This is a genomic window from Pseudoxanthomonas sp. LH2527 (genome assembly GCF_022539275.1).
Lineage (GTDB): Bacteria > Pseudomonadota > Gammaproteobacteria > Xanthomonadales > Xanthomonadaceae > Pseudoxanthomonas_A.
In genome coordinates this window covers 53298-71382 of record NZ_JAKZBW010000013.1, presented here as the reverse complement: position 1 = coordinate 71382, position 18085 = coordinate 53298, and the positions used below count along the sequence as shown (strand labels likewise).

General features: G+C 67.7%; 6 protein-coding genes and 2 tRNA genes. All 8 read left to right on the top strand.

The genetic code is table 11. The features are described from left to right. Nucleotides 1-57: 57 nt before the first annotated feature. Nucleotides 58-267, top strand: a complete 210-nt coding sequence (gene csrA / locus MMG85_RS09150) for a carbon storage regulator CsrA (RefSeq protein ID WP_055935579.1) — start codon at nucleotides 58-60, stop codon at nucleotides 265-267. Nucleotides 268-341: 74 nt separating this feature from the next. Then, nucleotides 342-434, top strand: a tRNA-Ser gene (locus tag MMG85_RS09145). A gap of 186 nt (nucleotides 435-620) precedes the next feature. Beyond that, a tRNA-Arg gene (locus tag MMG85_RS09140) sits at nucleotides 621-697 on the top strand. 194 nt (nucleotides 698-891) lie between these two features. After that, the gene (locus MMG85_RS09135) at nucleotides 892-1632 is read left to right on the top strand and encodes a 4'-phosphopantetheinyl transferase superfamily protein (RefSeq protein WP_241045764.1); all 741 of its coding nucleotides are present in this window, start codon (nucleotides 892-894) and stop codon (nucleotides 1630-1632) included. Between the two features lie 138 nt (nucleotides 1633-1770). Further along, entirely contained in the window at nucleotides 1771-3165 is a 1395-nt protein-coding gene (locus MMG85_RS09130) for a TIGR03013 family XrtA/PEP-CTERM system glycosyltransferase (RefSeq protein ID WP_241045763.1), read from the top strand. Between the two features lie 226 nt (nucleotides 3166-3391). After that, nucleotides 3392-10828, top strand: coding sequence for a polyketide synthase (locus tag MMG85_RS09125; protein WP_241045762.1), 7437 nt, complete (start codon nucleotides 3392-3394; stop codon nucleotides 10826-10828). Continuing rightward, nucleotides 10825-16614 carry a non-ribosomal peptide synthetase gene (locus MMG85_RS09120; RefSeq protein WP_241045761.1) on the top strand — a complete coding sequence of 1930 codons (5790 nt, stop codon included), beginning with the start codon at nucleotides 10825-10827 and terminating at the stop codon, nucleotides 16612-16614. Before MMG85_RS09125 ends, MMG85_RS09120 begins: the two co-directional genes overlap by 4 nt. Further along, nucleotides 16611-17471, top strand: a complete 861-nt coding sequence (locus tag MMG85_RS09115) for a hypothetical protein (RefSeq protein WP_241045760.1) — start codon at nucleotides 16611-16613, stop codon at nucleotides 17469-17471. The genes MMG85_RS09120 and MMG85_RS09115 overlap by 4 nt, the downstream gene beginning before the upstream one ends. Nucleotides 17472-18085: the final 614 nt, after the last annotated feature.

Here is an 18085-nt window from a genome sequence, read left to right as displayed (position 1 = left end):
TTTCACGGAGCCAGCGCGCCCCCGGCACTATCCTTTGCCGGATTACGGAGAAGAAACATGTTGATCTTGACCCGCCGTGTCGGCGAAACCCTGATGATCGGCGATTCGGTCACGGTGACCGTGCTCGGCGTCAAAGGCAACCAGGTTCGCATCGGCATCACCGCGCCCAAGGACGTGGCGGTGCATCGCGAAGAAATCTATCAGCGCATCCAGCGTGGCGAAGAGATTTCTTCGCCGTCCTCGTCGGAGAACGTCACGTCCGAGTGATTTTGTTTGCCGCCTGCGCGGCGAGCCGCTATCCTATGCGGCCGCTGCAGCTTGCCTGCAACGTGCGTCAAACCGGAGTGATGCCCGAGCGGCTGAAGGGGCTCCCCTGCTAAGGGAGTATAGGGTCAAAAGCCTTATCGAGGGTTCGAATCCCTCTCACTCCGCCAGTTTGAAGCCTGTCCCTGAGCCTCTTTGAAAAGGTGTGCATTCGGGTACCGGTATCGGCGGTGCAGGAAAGTTCTGCGCATGCCGTGTTCTCCGAAAGCGTTCTGCCAAGACGCCGTAGGAGGCAGGAAGAAGTAGAAAAAAGATTGACGAGTGGAAAACGCTTCACGCATAATTCCGCTCCTCACGCGCCCGTAGCTCAGCTGGATAGAGTACCTGGCTACGAACCAGGCGGTCGGGAGTTCGAATCTCTCCGGGCGCGCCATTACAACGCAAAGAGCCAGCGGCCATCCGCTGGCTCTTTGCGTTTCTGGGTCTGCATCGGGCTCTCGACTTCTGCGGGTGGCCTGTTCCCGGCGCTGCGTGCGTGATGCAGGTATCGCGCCCCGTCGGCGCTCGTGACCCGGCATGTCGTTCGTCGCTGCGCAACTTCCCCATCGCGTCCAGCCCCCGTCGAGGATGCCCCTGGCGTCCGCGTTTCCGCACGGGTTCGGCAGCGGGTGTTTTTCGCAACTGCTTCGGCAGAACGCGTTGGTGGCGGTGTTCGCGTTGGACGACTGGCGCGCATGGACGGCCGACGCGTTGCACATCCTCGACGTGCACGAACACGAACGCGTGCGACGTCAACGGCGGGAGAGGGATCGCCACCGCTTGGCGCTCGCGTATGCGCTGCATCGCCTGTTCCTCGCACAGGCCCTGAGCTTGGCGCCGGCGCGTGTACCGCTCGTGCGCGACGCGCACGGACGCCCGCTACTCGAAGGCCTGCAGGCAGGCACCAGCCTGAGTCATGCGGACGACCATGTCGCGGTGGCAGTGAGCCTGCACGGCCCGATTGGCGTGGACATCGAGCCGATCCACCGCGTCGAGGCCATGGCCGACATCGCCGAACGGATTTGCCATGGCGATGAAAGAACACGTATCGCCGGGCGCCGCGATGCCGGGCGCGGCGCCGCACTGCTCGATCTGTGGGTGCGCAAGGAGGCGTTCCTCAAGGCCGCGGGCGTCGGGCTGGGGCGGGAAATGGATACCTTCGCCTTGCCCGAGGGGGAACCGACAGTCTTGCATCCCGGCCAGTCCGCGCGGGTGTGCACCGACCTGCTGGATCTGGGGCCCGATGTCGTGTGCGCCGTGTCGCGCGGGCCCGACATCGCATGTGTCGCTGGCCGGCTGTGGCCGATGGCCGAGGGCACGCAGCGATAACACCGAAGCACCGTGTCCGGATGCGTAGCGTTTTGCGTTCTTGTGGTGGAGAAGGGCGTCATGGGAGCGGCTGTTCGGTCGGGCGGCAGGCCGCCCCAGCGAGAAACAGCGGAGCTTGGCGCACAGACAGGGGAAGCAATGAAATCGACCCATGCCAGTCAAAAGTCCAGGGCCATCCGGTTCCTGTGGCTGCTGGAAGTAGTGATCATCGTGCTTGCCGTGCTGGGCTCGGCCTGGTTGCGCTTCCTCAATGATCATGAGACCCACCTGGAGTTCGTCGAGCACGCGCCGGCGCGTGCGCTGCTGGTGGCGCTATGCCTCACGGGTGCCATGGCCGCGTTCGGCCTGTACCAAGTGCACATGCGGCACAGCCGCATGGATTTCTTCCTGCGGTTCCTCCTGTCGTTCGTCCTCGGCGGCATCGCACTGGTGGTGCTGTACTACGTCGTGCCGCAGGCCTACATCGGTCGTGGCGTGCTGGCGCTCTCGCTGGCGATCTCGGCGGTCGCCATCGTGGCGGTGCGGATGCTGTCGGTCAGTCTGTTCCGCACCGATGTGCTGAAGCAGCGCCTGTTGGTACTGGGCGCAGGCACCAACGCGGACCTGATCAACAGTCGGATGCGGCGCAAGGCGGATCGCCGCAGCTTCATGATCGTCGGCTTCGTGCCGGTGGACGGGCAGCCGGTGGTCGTGCGGGAGGAGTTGCTGCTCAAGCCCGAGAGCACGCTGGCCGATCTGGTGGAAGAACTGCAGATCGATGAGTTGGTGATCGCACCGGACGAACGCCGCGGCGGCTTGCCGATGGAAGACATGCTGCAGTGCGTGCAGCAGGGCGTGAACGTGATCGACCTGTCGACGTTCTTCGAGCGCGAAGCCGGCATGGTGCAGCTGAACATCGTCGACCCGTCATGGCTGGTGTTTTCCGGCGGCTTCGATTATTCCACGCCGCGGCGGCTCAGCAAGCGCTTCTTCGACCTGCTGGCGGCGGGCGCGCTGCTGCTGCTCGCCTGGCCGTTGATGCTGCTGACCGCGCTGGCGGTATGGCTGGAATCGGGTGGTCCGGTCCTGTACAGCCAGATCCGCGTCGGCGAGCGCGGCAACCATTTCAAGTTGACCAAGTTCCGCAGCATGCGAACGGACGCGGAGAAGGGCGGTGTCGCGGTGTGGGCGAGCAAGGATGACGACCGTACCACCCGCGTGGGCCGCTTCATCCGCAAGACGCGGCTCGACGAATTGCCGCAGCTGTTCGCGGTACTGCGCGGCGACATGAGCTTCGTGGGCCCGCGGCCCGAGCGGCCGCAGTTCGTCGACATGTTGAACGACGAGGTCCGCTACTACCGCGTCCGCCATTGCGTGAAGCCGGGCCTGACCGGCTGGGCGCAGCTGCGCTATCCGTACGGCGCCTCGGTGAAGGATGCCGAGGAGAAGCTCAAATTCGATCTCTTCTACGTCAAGAACCACGGCCTCGTCTTCGACATGATGATCCTGTTGCAGACGGTGGAAGTGGTGCTGTTCGGTCGCGGCGCGCGCTGAGCCGGTCCCTCCGCTGCGGTGCGCAGCGGACCTGATGGGAACACGCCTCAGCGGCGCGAACAGCCCGCTTGTATCCACCTGCCGCACTCCGCACGCAAGCGTGCCGACGGGTGATCGCGCGGCGTATTCGTATCCCTGATTCCATCGCGGCCCTTGGCCTCATCCCGTCGCGGCGTACGTTGATGGGTGTGAACAGGGAATGCCAGCAATGGCAGGGTGGGGATCGGTGAGTACTTACGCTGACAGCGCCAGCCACTGGCAGGACGTCCTGTCGGGCACGGTCGCTTATCCGGACATGCCTTGGCGGCAGCCATCGATCGGTGAGGGCGCACGGATCGAGGCGGCGCTGCCGCCGTCTCTTGCAGGCGTGTCAGATCGGATCTCGGCCGACGCTGGCGAGATCGCCAGCGTGCTGTGGGCGCTGCTGTTGGCGCGCCTGACGAACCAGGGCGCCGTCGTGCTGGTCACCTCGATCGACAGCGATGCGGATGAAGGTCTGCTCCCGCTGCGCTTCGATGTCGATGACGCTACGACGATCACCTCCGCGCTGACGCAACTGCGGATGCAGCGTGCCGCCGAAGACGCGCTTACCGGCCTGACGTCCGAGAGACTGGCCGATCTGAGCGGGCTGGCGGATGAAGACGGGCAACGCCCCTTCCTTGCCGGCGTCAACAGTCACGCGCCTGAGACGGTGGAACTGGAGCTGGCGATCACCGCCGACGCGTTGGTCATGCGCAGCTCGACCGGCGCGTTCTCTCCGCAGGCGCTGCAACAGATGCTGCAGGCCTGGTCGAACCTGCTGGACGGCCTGTCTTCCGATGCGAATCAGCCGCTGTATCGGCTGCCACTGCTGTCGTCTGCGCAGGCGCAGGCAACGATCGAGCACGGTAACGCGACCGCCATGCCCCGCGATCCGGTGGCGGCCGTGCACCGTCTGTTCGAGGCGCAGGTGACGCGGACGCCGGAGGCGATTGCGCTGGTCCACGGCGCCCGCCGTCTTGCCTACGCCGAGTTGAACGCGCAGGCCAATCAGCTCGCGCGACACCTGCAACACCTGGGCGTCGGGCTCGACGACCGTGTGGCGATCTACCTGGATCGCGGGATCGAGATGGTGGTCGGCTTGCTCGCCGTGCTGAAGGCGGGCGCGGCCTACGTGCCGCTGGATCCGACCTATCCACCCGAGCGCCTGGCCTTCACGCTGTCCGACAGCGCCCCGCGCGTGCTGTTGACGATGACGGGCATGGAACAGCCGGTCGAGGCGGTGTTCGGTCAGTTGCCGGCATCGCTCGCGGTCGTGGAACTGGGAACGGACGAGGCGGCGTGGCGCCAGCAGCCATCGCATGATCTGGACGGAACGGACGCGGCGGCGTCGGCCAACCTGGCCTATGTGCTCTACACCTCCGGTTCGACGGGCAAGCCCAAGGGCGTGGCCATGCCGCACGGGCCGCTCGTCAACCTGATCCAGTGGCAGGCGCGTGAGCCGGGCAATGGCGGGCCGCTGCGCACGTTGCAGTTCGCCGCGCTCGGCTTCGATGTCGCCTTCCAGGAAGTGTTCGCCACGCTGTCCACCGGCGGCACGCTCATCGCCATCGACCAGGACACCCGCATGAGTGCGGGCAAGCTGTTCGATTTCATCGTCGAGCAGCGCGTGGAACGCATGTTCCTGCCTTATTTCGCGCTGCAGATGCTGGCGGAAGGCCTGGAAGGGCATCTTGCCGCGCTGCCGCCTGGCCAGCGTCCGGACTGCGTGCTGCGCGAGATCATCACCGCGGGCGAGCAACTGCGCATCGAGCCGAAGATCGTGCGCTTCTTCGAGCAGCTGCCCGGCTGCCGCCTGCACAATCACTACGGGCCGACCGAGACGCACGTGGTCACGGCGCTGACGTTGCCGGAAGACCCACGTGCGTGGCCGCGCCTGCCGACCATCGGAAAGCCGATCGCCAATGCGCGCGTCTACGTGCTCGATGCGCACGGACAGCCGCTGCCACACGGCGTGGTGGGCGAGCTCTACCTCGCGGGCCCGGTGGTTGCGCGAGGTTATCTGCAGCGCGACGATCTGACGGCCGAGCGTTTCCTGCCGGATCCGTTCGTGGCGGCCGACGGTGCGCGCATGTACCGGACCGGCGACCTGGGACGCTGGTTGCCGGACGGCACCATCGAATACCTGGGGCGCCAGGACTTCCAGGTGAAGATCCGTGGCTTCCGCGTGGAACTGGGCGAGATCGAGGCGCAGGTGATGGCGTTCCCCGGCGTGCGTGAGGCAGGTGTGCTCGCTCGCGAGGACACCCCGGGCCTCAAGCGGCTGGTGGCGTATGTGTCGCCGCAGAATCCCGCAGCGCCAGTGGATGTCGAACGCCTGCGCCAGCACCTGGTGGGCGCATTGCCCGACTACATGGTGCCGGTGGCCTACGTGCAGATGGACGCGTTGCCGCTGTCGCCCAACGGCAAGCTGGATCGCCAAAAACTGCCGCGTCCGGGCCGGCAGCGGCCCGAGTGGGCAGGCGCGTACAACGCGCCACGCGACGCGAATGAGGCCGCGCTCTGCCGCATTTTTGCCGAGGTCCTTGACCTGGAAGACCTGGGGCGCGACGACAATTTCTTCGATCTCGGCGGGACGTCGCTGCTGGCGATCCGCGTGCTGGAAGCTGCGCGACGCGAGCGCCTGGGCGACGTGCCGGCGATGGCCCTGTTCCGCGCACCAACGCCGGCGCAGCTTGCCGCCACGCTGGCGGACGGACAGCGCGAGCCGCTGGACCGCTCGCGCCTGTCGCTGCGTGGCGAAACGTCGGCACACGAGCCCATCGCCATCATCGCCATGGCCGGACGCTTCCCCGGCGCCACCACGGTGGAGGCGTTCTGGGACAACCTGTGCGCCGGTCGCGACAGCGTCAGCCGGTTCGCCGACGACGAACTGGACCTGGACATTCCGGAGGAACTGCGTGCGCATCCGGCCTACGTGCCCGCGCGCGGCGTGTTCGAGGACGTGGACAAGTTCGACGCCGCGTTCTTCGGCATCTCGCCGAAGGAAGCCGAGCTCATGGACCCGCAGCAGCGCATCTTCCTGGAGCTGTGCTGGGAATGCATGGAGCGCGCCGGCCACGTGCCGGACGCCAGCGAGGTCCCGGTCGGTGTGTTCGCCGGCATGTACAACGCCAGCTACTACCAGCGCAACGTGCTGGCGCACCCGGACCTGATCGACAAGCTCGGCGCGTTCCAGGTGATGCTGGGCAACGAGAAGGACTACATCGCCACGCGCGTGGCGCACAAGTTGAACCTGACCGGTCCGGCCGTCAGCGTGCACACCGCGTGCTCCACGTCGCTGGTCGCGATCAGCCAGGCGGTCGACAGCCTGCGTGCCGGCCGCTGCGGCATGGCGCTGGCCGGTGGCATCGCCGTGACCTGTCCGGTACGCAGCGGACACGTGTACCAGGAAGGCGGCATGCTGTCTGCCGACGGCCATACGCGCAGTTTCGATGCCGAGGCCAGCGGCACGGTGTTCAGCGATGGCGCGGCCGTGGTGCTGCTGAAGCGTCTGTCCGACGCCATCGCCGACGGCAATCCCGTCCATGCCGTGGTGCGTGGCGCGGCGATCAACAACGATGGCGGCCAGAAGGCCAGCTTCACCGCGCCGAGCAGCGAAGGGCAGGCGGCCGTGATCGCGATGGCGCACGCCGACGCGGGCGTGGATGCGCGCAGCATCGGCTACGTGGAGGCGCACGGCACGGCGACGCCGATGGGGGATCCCATCGAGATCGAGGGCCTTACGCGTGCCTTCCGACAAGCCACCGACGATACCGGCTTCTGCGTGGTCGGTTCGGTGAAGAGCAATGTCGGCCACCTGCTGATGGCGGCCGGTGCGGCGGGCGTGATCAAGACCGCCTATGCGTTGCGCCACCAGTGCCTGCCGCCGACCGCGCATTTCCGCCAGGCGAATCCGGTGATCGATTTCGCGCGCACGCCGTTCCGCGTGAGTGGCGAACTGCAGCCGTGGGAAGCGGTCGATGGCCAGCCGCGCCGCGCGGGCGTCAGCTCTTTCGGCGTGGGAGGCACCAATGCGCACGTGATCATGGAGGAAGCGCCCGCCCTCGTACCCTCGGAACCGGCGGAGGGCGCCCAACTGCTGACGCTCTCGGCACGAACGCCCGATGCGCTGGTGGAAGCCGCCGCACGGTTGGCCGACCATCTGGAGAACGCGCCCGACGCCAACCTCGCCGACGTGGCATGGACGCTGGCCGTGGGGCGCAAGCTGTTCCCGCACCGCATCGCCGTGGCGGCCGACAGCGCCGCCGCCGCCATCACGCAGCTGCGCAGTGCGGATCTGTCGGCGGCGGCTGCGAAGTCGCGACCGGCACAGGCGGGGGACGTGGTGTTCATGTTCCCCGGGCAGGGCTGCCAGTACGCCGGCATGGGCCGCACGCTGTACGCGCTTGAGCCGGCGTTCCGTGCCGCGTTCGACGACTGCGCGCGCGTGCTCGATGCCGAGCTGGGGCAGGACCTGCGTGCGCTGGTGTTCGGCGACGACGTCGACGCGTTGCTCCCGACCGCCATCATGCAGCCGGCGATCTTCAGCATCGAATACGCGCTGGCCCGCTGGTGGATGTCGCATGGCGTGGTGCCTGCCGCCATGGTCGGCCACAGCGTCGGTGAGTTCGTCGCCGCCACGCTGGCGGGCGTGTTCGCGCTGCCGGACGCGCTGCGCCTAGTCGCACGTCGCGGCCGCCTGATGCAGGCGCAGCCGGCGGGGGCGATGCTCTCGGTGCGCCTGTCGCTCGACGCCTTGCTGCCGCGCCTGCCCGACGCCTTGTCGTTGGCGGCTGAGAATGCGCCGGGTGCCTGCGTCGTGGCCGGTCCGCACGAGGGCATCACCGCCTTCCAGCAGCAACTGGAGGGTGAGGGCGTGGCCTGCCGTGCATTGAAGACCTCGCACGCGTTCCACTCCTCGATGATGGATGCCGTGGTGCCCGTGTTCCGTGCCGAGGTGGAAGCACTGGCGCGCAGCGCGCCGTCGCTGCCCATCCTGTCCACTGCGACCGGTGCGTGGCTGGACGACCATCAGGCGGTGTCTCCCGACTACTGGTCGCGCCACCTGCGCGAGCCCGTCCGCTTCTCCGCCGCCATTGCCCAGCTGCTCGACCGCCCCGGCCGTGTGTTGCTCGAGATCGGTCCCCGCAACACGCTGGCCACGCTCTCGCGCCAGCAGCCGCTGCTGCAGAAGCAGCGGATCGCCGCGGTGGCCTCGCTGGCCGACAGCGTGGAAGACGAGCAGGCCGCGCTGCTCGGCGCCTTCGGCCAGCTGTGGTCGCACGGTATCGCGGTGAGCGCAGCGGCCCTGGATCGCCGGGACCGGCGCTTGCGCCTGCGGCTGCCGACCTATCCGTTCGAGAAAAAGCGTTATTGGGTGGAGGCACACGAGGTGGTGCCCCGCAATGTCGTTCCCCATCCCAGCATGGCCGCACGCGCGGTCCCGGAGCCGCTGATGTCCGTTGTCCCAGAACTCGCACCGCCCGCCCCCGACCGTCGTCCCCGCATCGCCGCGCAGCTGCGCGAGGTCTTCGAGGACGTGGCCGGCTTCGAGCTGTCCGATGCGGATGGCGATGCGAACTTCATCGAGCTGGGGCTGGACAGCCTGATGCTGACCCAGGTGGCGCTGCAGTTGCAGAAGACCTTCCCGGTGCGCATCACCTTCCGCCAGTTGATGGGGGAATACGCCAGCCTCGATCGCCTGACCCAGGGCCTGGATGCGCAGTTGCCGGCGGAAGCAGCCCCTGCGCCGGTTGCGGCCACGACGACCGTCCAGGCCGTTGCGCAGTCCGCCATGGCGATGCCGGCGATGCCCGTACCGCTGCCGGCGGCTCTGCTGGCGCCGGCGCCGCTCCAGGCGCTGGCGAACGGCGACGCCCTGAGCCAGCTGATCGCCCAGCAGATGCAGCTGATGTCGCAGCAGCTGGCCCTGCTTGCCGGTACTGCGCCTGCGCCGCTTGCCGTCGCGCCCGTTGCCACGCCTCCGGCGGTGGCCGCGGCCGTTGCAGCGCCTGTCCCCGCGCCGGCCGTCGCCCCGGCGCGTTCGGACGTTGCCGCGGTTGCCGATGAGGAAGCGGCGCTCGCGCACACGCGCTACGACGTCAAGAAGGCCTTCGGCGCCATCGCCCGCATCGATGCCCACAACGGCACCGAACTGAATCCCCATCAGCGCGAGCGGCTCGATGGCTTCATCCGTCGCTACACCGCGCGCACGCCCAAGTCGAAGGCGTACACGCAGCAGCATCGCGCCCACATGGCCGATCCGCGCGTGGTGACCGGCTTCCGCCCGCTGACCAAGGAGATCGTCTACCAGATCGTGGTGGAGCGCTCGAAGGGCTCGCATGTATGGGATATCGACGGGCATGAGTACGTCGACGCGCTCAACGGATTCGGCACCAGCCTGTTCGGCTGGCAACCGGACTTCGTGGTGCAGGCGGTCAAGCGGCAGATCGATGACGGCTACGAGATCGGCCCCATGCATCCGCTGGCCGGCGAAGTGTCGCAGCTGGTCTGCGAACTGACCGGGCACGACCGTGCCGCGCTGTGCAACACCGGCTCCGAAGCCGTGCTCGGCGCGATGCGCATCGCGCGCACGGCCACCGGTCGCGAGACCATCGTGGTGTTCTCGGGTTCGTACCACGGCATCAACGACGAAGTGATCGTGCGCGGCACCAAGAAGCTGCGGGCCGTGCCGGCGGCCCCGGGCATCCTGCGCAACACCGCGGAGAAGGTGCTGGTACTGGACTACGGCACGCCGGAGACGCTGCAGATCATCCGCGAGCGCGCACACGAGCTGGCGGCCGTCCTGGTGGAGCCGGTGCAGAGCCGTCGTCCCGATTTCCAGCCGGTCGAATTCCTGAAGGAAGTCCGCAAGATCACCGCCGACGCAGGCGCCGTGCTGATCTTCGACGAGGTGATCACCGGCTTCCGCTCGCATCCGGGTGGCGCGCAGGCGCTGTTCGATATCAGGGCGGATCTCTGCACCTACGGCAAGGTGGTCGGCGGCGGTTATCCGATCGGCGTGATGGCCGGCAAGCGCGAGTACATGGATGCGCTGGACGGCGGCTACTGGCAGTACGGCGACGATTCCACGCCGCCGGCGGGCGTGACCTACTTCGCCGGCACGTTCGTGCGCCACCCGCTGACGCTGGCGGCCGCGAAAGCCTCGCTGCTGCACATGAAGGAGCAGGGCGCAGCGCTGCAGCAGCACCTCAACGCGCGGACCGCGGCGATGGCGGACGAACTGAATGCCTTCTCGGCGAGCGTCGGGGCGCCGGTGCGGATCAAGCACTTCGCCTCGTTGTGGCGCACCCACTTCGACGAAGAGCATCCGCTGCAGGACCTGCTGTTCGCGATGATGCGCAGCCGTGGCATCCACATCCTCGACAACTTCCCGTGCTTCTTCACCACCGCGCACAGCGAGGCGGATTTCCAGGCCATCGCCAAGGCATGGAAGGAAGCGGTGCTGGAGTTGCAGGAGGCGCAGTTGTTGCCGCGCAGCGTACTGACGCCGCTCACCGTCATGGATGCCGACAAGCCCATCGTGCCCGGCGCGCGCCTGGGGCGCGACCACGAGGGCCGTCCCGCCTGGTATGTGGAGAATCCGGAGGTGCCCGGTCAGTACATGAGGGTGAGCGCGTGAGCAGCGTGATGCCGGTGGCGCCGTTCGGGTCCGTCGTCGTCGACTACGATCCCTTCGCTGGCGGTGCCCTCGCGCGCGTGGTGCCGACCACGGAGCCGCAGCGCGAGGTCTGGCTGGCGTCGCAACTGGGCGAGGAAGCGTCGCTGGCCTACAACGAGTCGGTGTCCCTGCGCCTGCGAGGCACGCTGGATGCAGAGCGCCTCCAGCATGCGCTGCAGACCGTGGTGGCGCGTCACGACGCGTTGCGTGCCAGCATCGGTCCGGACGGCGAGACGTTCTGCGTGCTGGAGCACGCTCCGTTGCTGCTGTCGTTCACCGATCTGTCGCGCCTGGATGCTTCGCAACGCGAAGCCGTCTTGTCCGATCGCCGCCGTCTGGGGGTGGAGACCCCGTTCGTGCTGGAACAGGGACGACTGTTCCGTGCGGAACTGCTGCAACTCGACGCCCACGACCACGTGCTGCTGATGCATGCGCACCACATCGTCTGCGACGGCTGGTCATGGTGGGTCATCGTCCGCGAACTGGGTGCGGCCTACGCCGGTGGCGACGGGGGTATGCCAGCGGTGCCGAACGACAGCTACGCCGACTACGCGTTGGCGGAGGCCCTGCATCCGGTCGGGCCGCAGTTCCGCGAAGACGAGAGCTACTGGATGTCGCAGTTCGCCGGCGAGCCGCCGGTGCTGGAACTGCCGACCGATCGTCCGCGTCCGGGCCGCCGCACCTTCGCTTCGCGGCGCGAGGACCACGTGCTGGATGCCGAACTGGTGACGGCGCTGCGTCGCCTGGGCGCGCGCCGCGGCGCCAGCCTGTTCGCGACGCTGCTGGGTGGATTCGCCACGCTGATGTCGCGCATCGCAGGGCAGGATGATGTGGTGGTCGGCATTCCTGCGGCCGGGCAATCCGTCGATGGGCATGACCATCTGGTGGGCCACTGCGTCAACCTGTTGCCGCTCAGGTTCGACCTGCAGCCCGAACAGGGTTTCACCCAGGTGCTGGCGGGCGCGCAGGCGACCTTGCTGGATGCGATCGAGCACCAGCGCTACACCTTCGGCACGCTGCTGAAGAAGCTGCGTATCGCGCGCGATCCCGCCCGCCTGCCGCTGGTCAGCGTGATGTTCAACATCGACCAGGCGTTGGATCAGGAGAAGTCCGGCTTCCCGGGGCTGGCACTCGACTTCACCACCAATGCCCGGAGCTGCGAGAACTTCGAGTTGTCCATCAATGCCGTGCAGGTCGACGGCATGCTGCGCATGGAGACGCAGTACAACACCGACCTGTTCGACGCGCAGACGGTGCGGCGCTGGCTTGCCGCATACGAAACCCTGCTGCGAGGCGCCTGCGACGCGCCAGACGAGCGGATTTCCCGATTGCCGCTGGTAGGCCCGGGCGCGCTGGCCGAGCTGCTTGCACGGCGACCGGCCCCGGTCGCGTTCGACCGGCAGTGCCTGATGCACCAGCATGTCGAGCGCCAGTGCGACCGTGCACCGGACCGCATGGCCGTGCGCGCGGACGATGGCGAACTGACGTATCGGCAGCTTGAGTCTCGCGCCAACCGCATCGCACGCCTGTTGCGTGCGCAGGGCGTGCACAAGGGGGCGCTGGTGGGGCTGGCGCTGGATCGTGGCACGGAGATGCTGGCGGCCCTGCTGGGCATCCTGAAGGCCGGTGCCGGCTATGTGCCGCTGGATCCGCAGTTCCCCGCCGAGCGACTGGCCTACATGGCCGGTGACGCAGGGCTGGCAGCGCTGGTCACCCAGCGGCAGCACGCGGCGAACTTCGATCTGCGGGGGCGTCCGGTGCTGGCGCTGGATGCGCTGGCATCCGAACTGGAAGCGGTGGGGGATGCGCGCCTGCCGCATGACGCAGGAGCCGCCGACCCGGAATCGCCGGCCTACGTGATCTACACCTCCGGGTCCACCGGTCGCCCCAAGGGCGTGCAGGTACCGCACCGCGCGGTGTCCAATTTCATCACCGGCATGCAGGCCGAGCCGGGGCTGGCGATCGACGACCGGCTGGTGGCCGTCACCACGCTGTCCTTCGACATCGCCGTGCTCGAATTGCTGTTGCCGCTGAGCGTGGGCGCCCAGGTCATCGTGGCGGGCAAGCACACGGTGATCGACGGCGCCGCGTTGTCGACGCTGCTGCAGACCACGCAGGCCACCGCCATGCAGGCGACGCCGGCCAGCTGGCGCCTGCTGCTGGAGGCAGGCTGGGAAGGCCGTACGGGCTTCAAGGCCATGTGCGGAGGCGAACCGCTGCCGCCGGACCTGGCGCAGGCCTTGCTGGCGCGCTGCGGTGAGCTGTGGAATCTCTACGGACCGACGGAGACCACGGTGTGGTCGACCGTGATGCGCGTGCAGGCGCCGGTTGCCGGTGCACCCGACATCCACATCGGTCATCCGATCGCCAACACCCAGGTCTGGATCCTGGATGCCGCGGGACAACCGTTGCCGCTGGGCGTGCCGGGCGAGATCAGCATCGGCGGCGAAGGCGTGACCCTCGGCTATCTGGGGCGTCCCGAACTGACCGCCGACCGTTTCCTGTCCGACGTGTTCGCCGACACGGCCCACGGCTTCGGTACCGGCATCCCGTCTCCCATGCTCTATCGCACCGGTGACCGCGGCCGCTGGCGCGCCGATGGCCACCTCGAGCACATGGGGCGGCTGGATTTCCAGGTGAAGGTGCGGGGCTTCCGCATCGAACTGGGGGAAATCGAGAGCCAACTGCTGGCGCACCGCGGTGTCACCCGCGCCGTGGCGATGGCGCGCGAGGACCGTCCCGGTGACGTACGCCTGGTCGCCTACGTGGTGCTGGCCGAGGGCATCGACCTGGACGACGCTGCCCTGGTCGCCCACCTAAAGCGCCATCTGCCCGACTACATGGTGCCGCAGCACTTCGTCCGCCTGCCGGCCATCCCGTTGCTGCCCAACGGCAAGGTCAACCGCGGCGCGCTGCCGGTCCCGGACCTGACTGTCGCGCACGCCGGCGACTTCACGCCGCCGCGTACCGAGCTGGAGCGCAAGGTGGCCGTGATCATGGCCAGCGTGCTGGGCCTGCCGGAGGTGGGCGTACACGACAACTTCTTCGCCAACGGCGGACATTCGCTGCTGGCGGCGCAACTGACCTCGCGCCTCAATCGCGAACTGTCGTTGGGCCTGTCGCTGCGGACGCTGTTCGACGCGCCGACCGTGGAGAAGCTGGCCGCGACCATCGACAGCGCTTCGCCGGATGCGTTGCCGCCGCGGCCGCCGATCCTGCACCGCACGGACCAGCGCGAGGCACCGTTGTCCCTGATCCAGGAGCGCCTCAAGCTGCTGGAGGACTTCAACCCCGGCCAGCTGACCTACAACACGCCGTCTGCGCACTGGTTGATCGGTGCGCTGGACCTGCCGAAGTTCGAGCAGGCGTTCCAGATCGTCATGCAGCGGCAGGCGGTGCTGCGCACCACCATCGAAGAGCGCGGCGGCGACAGCGTGCAGGTCGTCCACGACCGGATGGACAGCGGCCTGCTGGATGTCGAGGACCTGCGCGCGATACCGCTTGCGGAACGCGAGCGTGTCCTCGCGCAGCGCCTGAAGAGCATGATCGAAACGCCGTTCGACCTGGTCGGTGCGCCGCTGTTCCGCGCGCGCCTGTTCAAGTTCGATGAGGGGCGTCATGCGCTGATGTTCATGACCCACCACATCATCTGGGACGGCTGGTCGTTCGATCTGCTCTACCGCGACCTCGCGGAATCCTACGCCGCGCTGCTCGAAGATCGTGCGCCGGCGTTGCCGGTCCTGCCGGTCACGTACGGCGACTTCTCGGTGTGGCATCGCGAGTGGGTGGCCAGCGAGGGGTATGCGCGGCAGCGCGAGTTCTGGCGCAACAAGCTGGGCGAACCCTACGAGGCGGGGGAGGGCGGCGTCCTCGACCTGTCGCGCGGACGCAGCAAGCGCGGCACGGCCTCCGGGCGCGGGCTGTCGCAGGGCTTCCACATCGACAAGGCGCTTGGCGACCGGCTCCGCAAGGTCGGCCTGGCCATGGATGCCACGCTGTTCGTGGTGCTGCTGGCGGCCTACTTCGTGCTGCTCAACCGGGTCACCGGCCGCAAGGACATGGTGATCGCCACGCCCGTGCGCGGCCGCAACAGCGCCGAGGTCGAGGAGCTGATGGGCTACTTCACCAACCTGCTGCCGCTGCGGGTGCGGATCGATCCCGCGCTGCCGTTCTCCGATGCCGTCAAGCGCGTCAAGGACGTGGTGCTGGACAGTTTCGCGAACCCCGACATCCGTCTGGAGGAGGTCGCGCAGGAGCTCAGTTCGCGTGGCGGGCAGCGCATGTCCGCGCTGTACCAGACGCTGTTCTCGATGCAGGACATCCGCCAGCGCGTGACGCGCTGGGGCAATCTGGAACACCAGCGGCTGGAGGTTTTCCAGCCCGGGGCGACGGAAGATCTGGGCCTGTGGATCCTGGAGCGCGATGACGGGATCATCGCGAGCATGGTCTACAACGCCGATGTGCTTCTTGAAGACGATGTCGCCGCGTTGCGCGGCCACTATGTCGCCCTGTTGGAGGGTATCGCCACGGCGCCGCACGGACGCATCGATGGGTTTGGCGACTTCACCCTGCCTCCTGTCGTGCTCCACGAGACGGCGGATGCGCCTGAAGCCGTGCAGGGCGGCGACAGCCCGCAGGCCAGGGTGCGGGTACCGGGGCAGGATCCGCGCATCACCTATCTCGCCGGCGTGTGGTCCGAGATGCTGGAGACCTCCGTCTCGCCCGGCGACAACTTCTTCGATCTGGGCGGCCATTCGATGGTGGCCGTGCAGATGGCGAGCCGTGTCGCCAAGGACACCGGCGCCAAGCTGAAGCTGATGCCGCTGGCCACCCAGACCCTGGCGCAGCTGGCCATGGAGCTGCCTTCTGCGATGTTCGCGTCGGAGCAGCATGACGTCCCCTCGCCGGGCGAGCAAAGCGCGGGAACCGAGGCCGGCCCGGATGCGGGTGCGGCATTCTTCTTCGGGCCGGAACAGCGCCGCCTGTTCGGCATGCGCCACCAGCGCGGCCGGCCTTCGGAGGTCTCGGTGCCTGGCCTGCTGTGCGTCGCTCCGTTGTTGCAGGAAGGCATCATGAGCCAGCGCGCGCTGTGGACGCTGTGCGAGGCCGTGGCCAGCCAGCAGGGCATGGCGTTGCGCTTCGACTGGTTCGGCTCGGGCGACTCCGCAGGCGATACGTCGCAGCTGGGCCTCGAGGGCATGCAGCGGGATCTGCAGATCGCGTTCGAGCAGGTGACGACGGGTGCGCTCGCGCCGCGCACGCTGGCCTTGCGCAGTGCCTGCCTGCCGGTGCTGCTGGCCGCGAGCGCCGGTGCGGCTCCGGTCGATCTGGTGCTGTGGGATCCGGTCGTGCGCGGCGGTCCGCTGGTCGATCGCTGGCGCCGCCAGCACCAGGAGCAGCTCAAGGACGTGGGGCGTTACATCACGCGTCGCCGCCGCGCGACGGCGGAGGACGAACTGCTGGGCTTCGACGTGGCACCCGCGTTCCTCAAGGGCCTGTCCGAGCTCGATTTCCGCACCCGCCCGTTGCCCGCGGGCAGCCGTGTGCATGTCGTCGTGTGGAATGTCGACGCCGACGTGCAGGCCTTCATCGATGCACAACAGCATGCCGGCGTCGCGGTGCAGATCACGCACCTGGCGACGGACGACAGGCCGCCGTGGGACGACCCCATGCAGTTCGAGAACCAGGCGCTGCCACGTCGCAGCGTGATCCAGCTCGCCACCCTGTTGATGGAGGCACGGGAATGACCACCATGGCACTGGACATGGGACAGGCACGGGACGCGGAGCGCGCGCCGGGCATCCTGGAAACGGCCCATACCTTCGGCGAAGGGCTCGTCGGCGTGCTGACGCGTCCTGCGGGTCAGCCAAACGCCACGGCCGTGGTGCTGTTGAATGCCGGGCTGGTCCAGCGGGTCGGACCGTTCCGCATGTATGTGCAGCTGGCGCGGGCATTGGCGGCCGAGGGTTTCGTCGTGTTCCGCTTCGATCAGTCGGGGCTGGGCGACAGCCCGGTGTCTTCGCACGCGGGTGAAGGCCGCAAGCGCAGGGAAGCCGCCGCCGCCATGGACGTGGTGGCGCGTGAGACCGGTGTGCGCCAGTACGTGCTGGGTGGACTGTGTTCGGCGGCGGACGACGCCTTCAACATCGCACCCGATGAGAAGCGCGTTACCGGACTGTTGCTGCTGGATGGCGTGGCCTACACCACGTTCGGGTATCGCGTGCGCTATTACCTACCGCGTCTGTTGCATCCCGGCAAGGTCCTGCGTGCGATCGGCAGGTTGCTGCGGCGGCGCACCTCGGCCGGGAGCGATGGCATCGACGCGAACAGCTTCCGCGATTTTCCGACCCAGCCGGAAGCGGTGCAGCGACTGCAGGCGCTGGATGCGCGGGGTGCCAGCGTGTTCATGCTTTACACCGGCGGCATCGAGCGCTACTACAACCACAAGCGGCAAGCGAGGGAGTGCTTTGGCGACGTCATGCGCTCGCCGCGCATGACCACCGACTACTGGGTCGATTGCGACCACACGTTCTATGCGCGCCACCATCGCCAGCGGCTGATGACGGCCATGGTCGGATGGATGAAGGCGCGGTACACGGGCTGATCGGGTACCTCGTCGGCATCTGGCGTTCCTGCCGGCCGTCAGCCTCCACACCCTGCCCATACGGGCGTGCCACGGCGAAGAGGAAACGCGTGCGCCGAGCACATCGCGCGGCGCCCGGGTGTTCCTGTGCGAGATGCGCCCGGTCTTTCCCGGTGCGGTGCCCGCCTTGCAGGTGTCGTGCATCCTGATGGCGTCGCCGACCGTGCCGAAGCCCGCAGGCTGCCCCTGTTTCAGCAGGGATGGCTTGCCCCGGCCTGGAAATGGAGCTGGCCGGGCACGCTCTCCGCTGACGGTCGTCGATCGCTCCAGCACCTCGATCAGTGCGATGCGGAGCCACCTGGTTGATTGAGCGCCTTGCAGCCATCTCTCTGGCTGCATCCCTGCGGACAGGCACACGCTTTGCACCTATCGGATTGCCGGCGCTGTCGGCCGTGACCCGCTGCACTTTTGCCTCTAAGGCCCTTGCCCGTTCGTCGGCAGCAACGCCACGCGAGTGGCAAAACGATGAACGCACCACACTCCGGCCACCGTCTGTCGCTCGCAATGTCAGCCGCGCATGCTAGACTCCGGCTTGAAATCGATCATAAATGATTGATTTTGAATGGTTTTTCAAA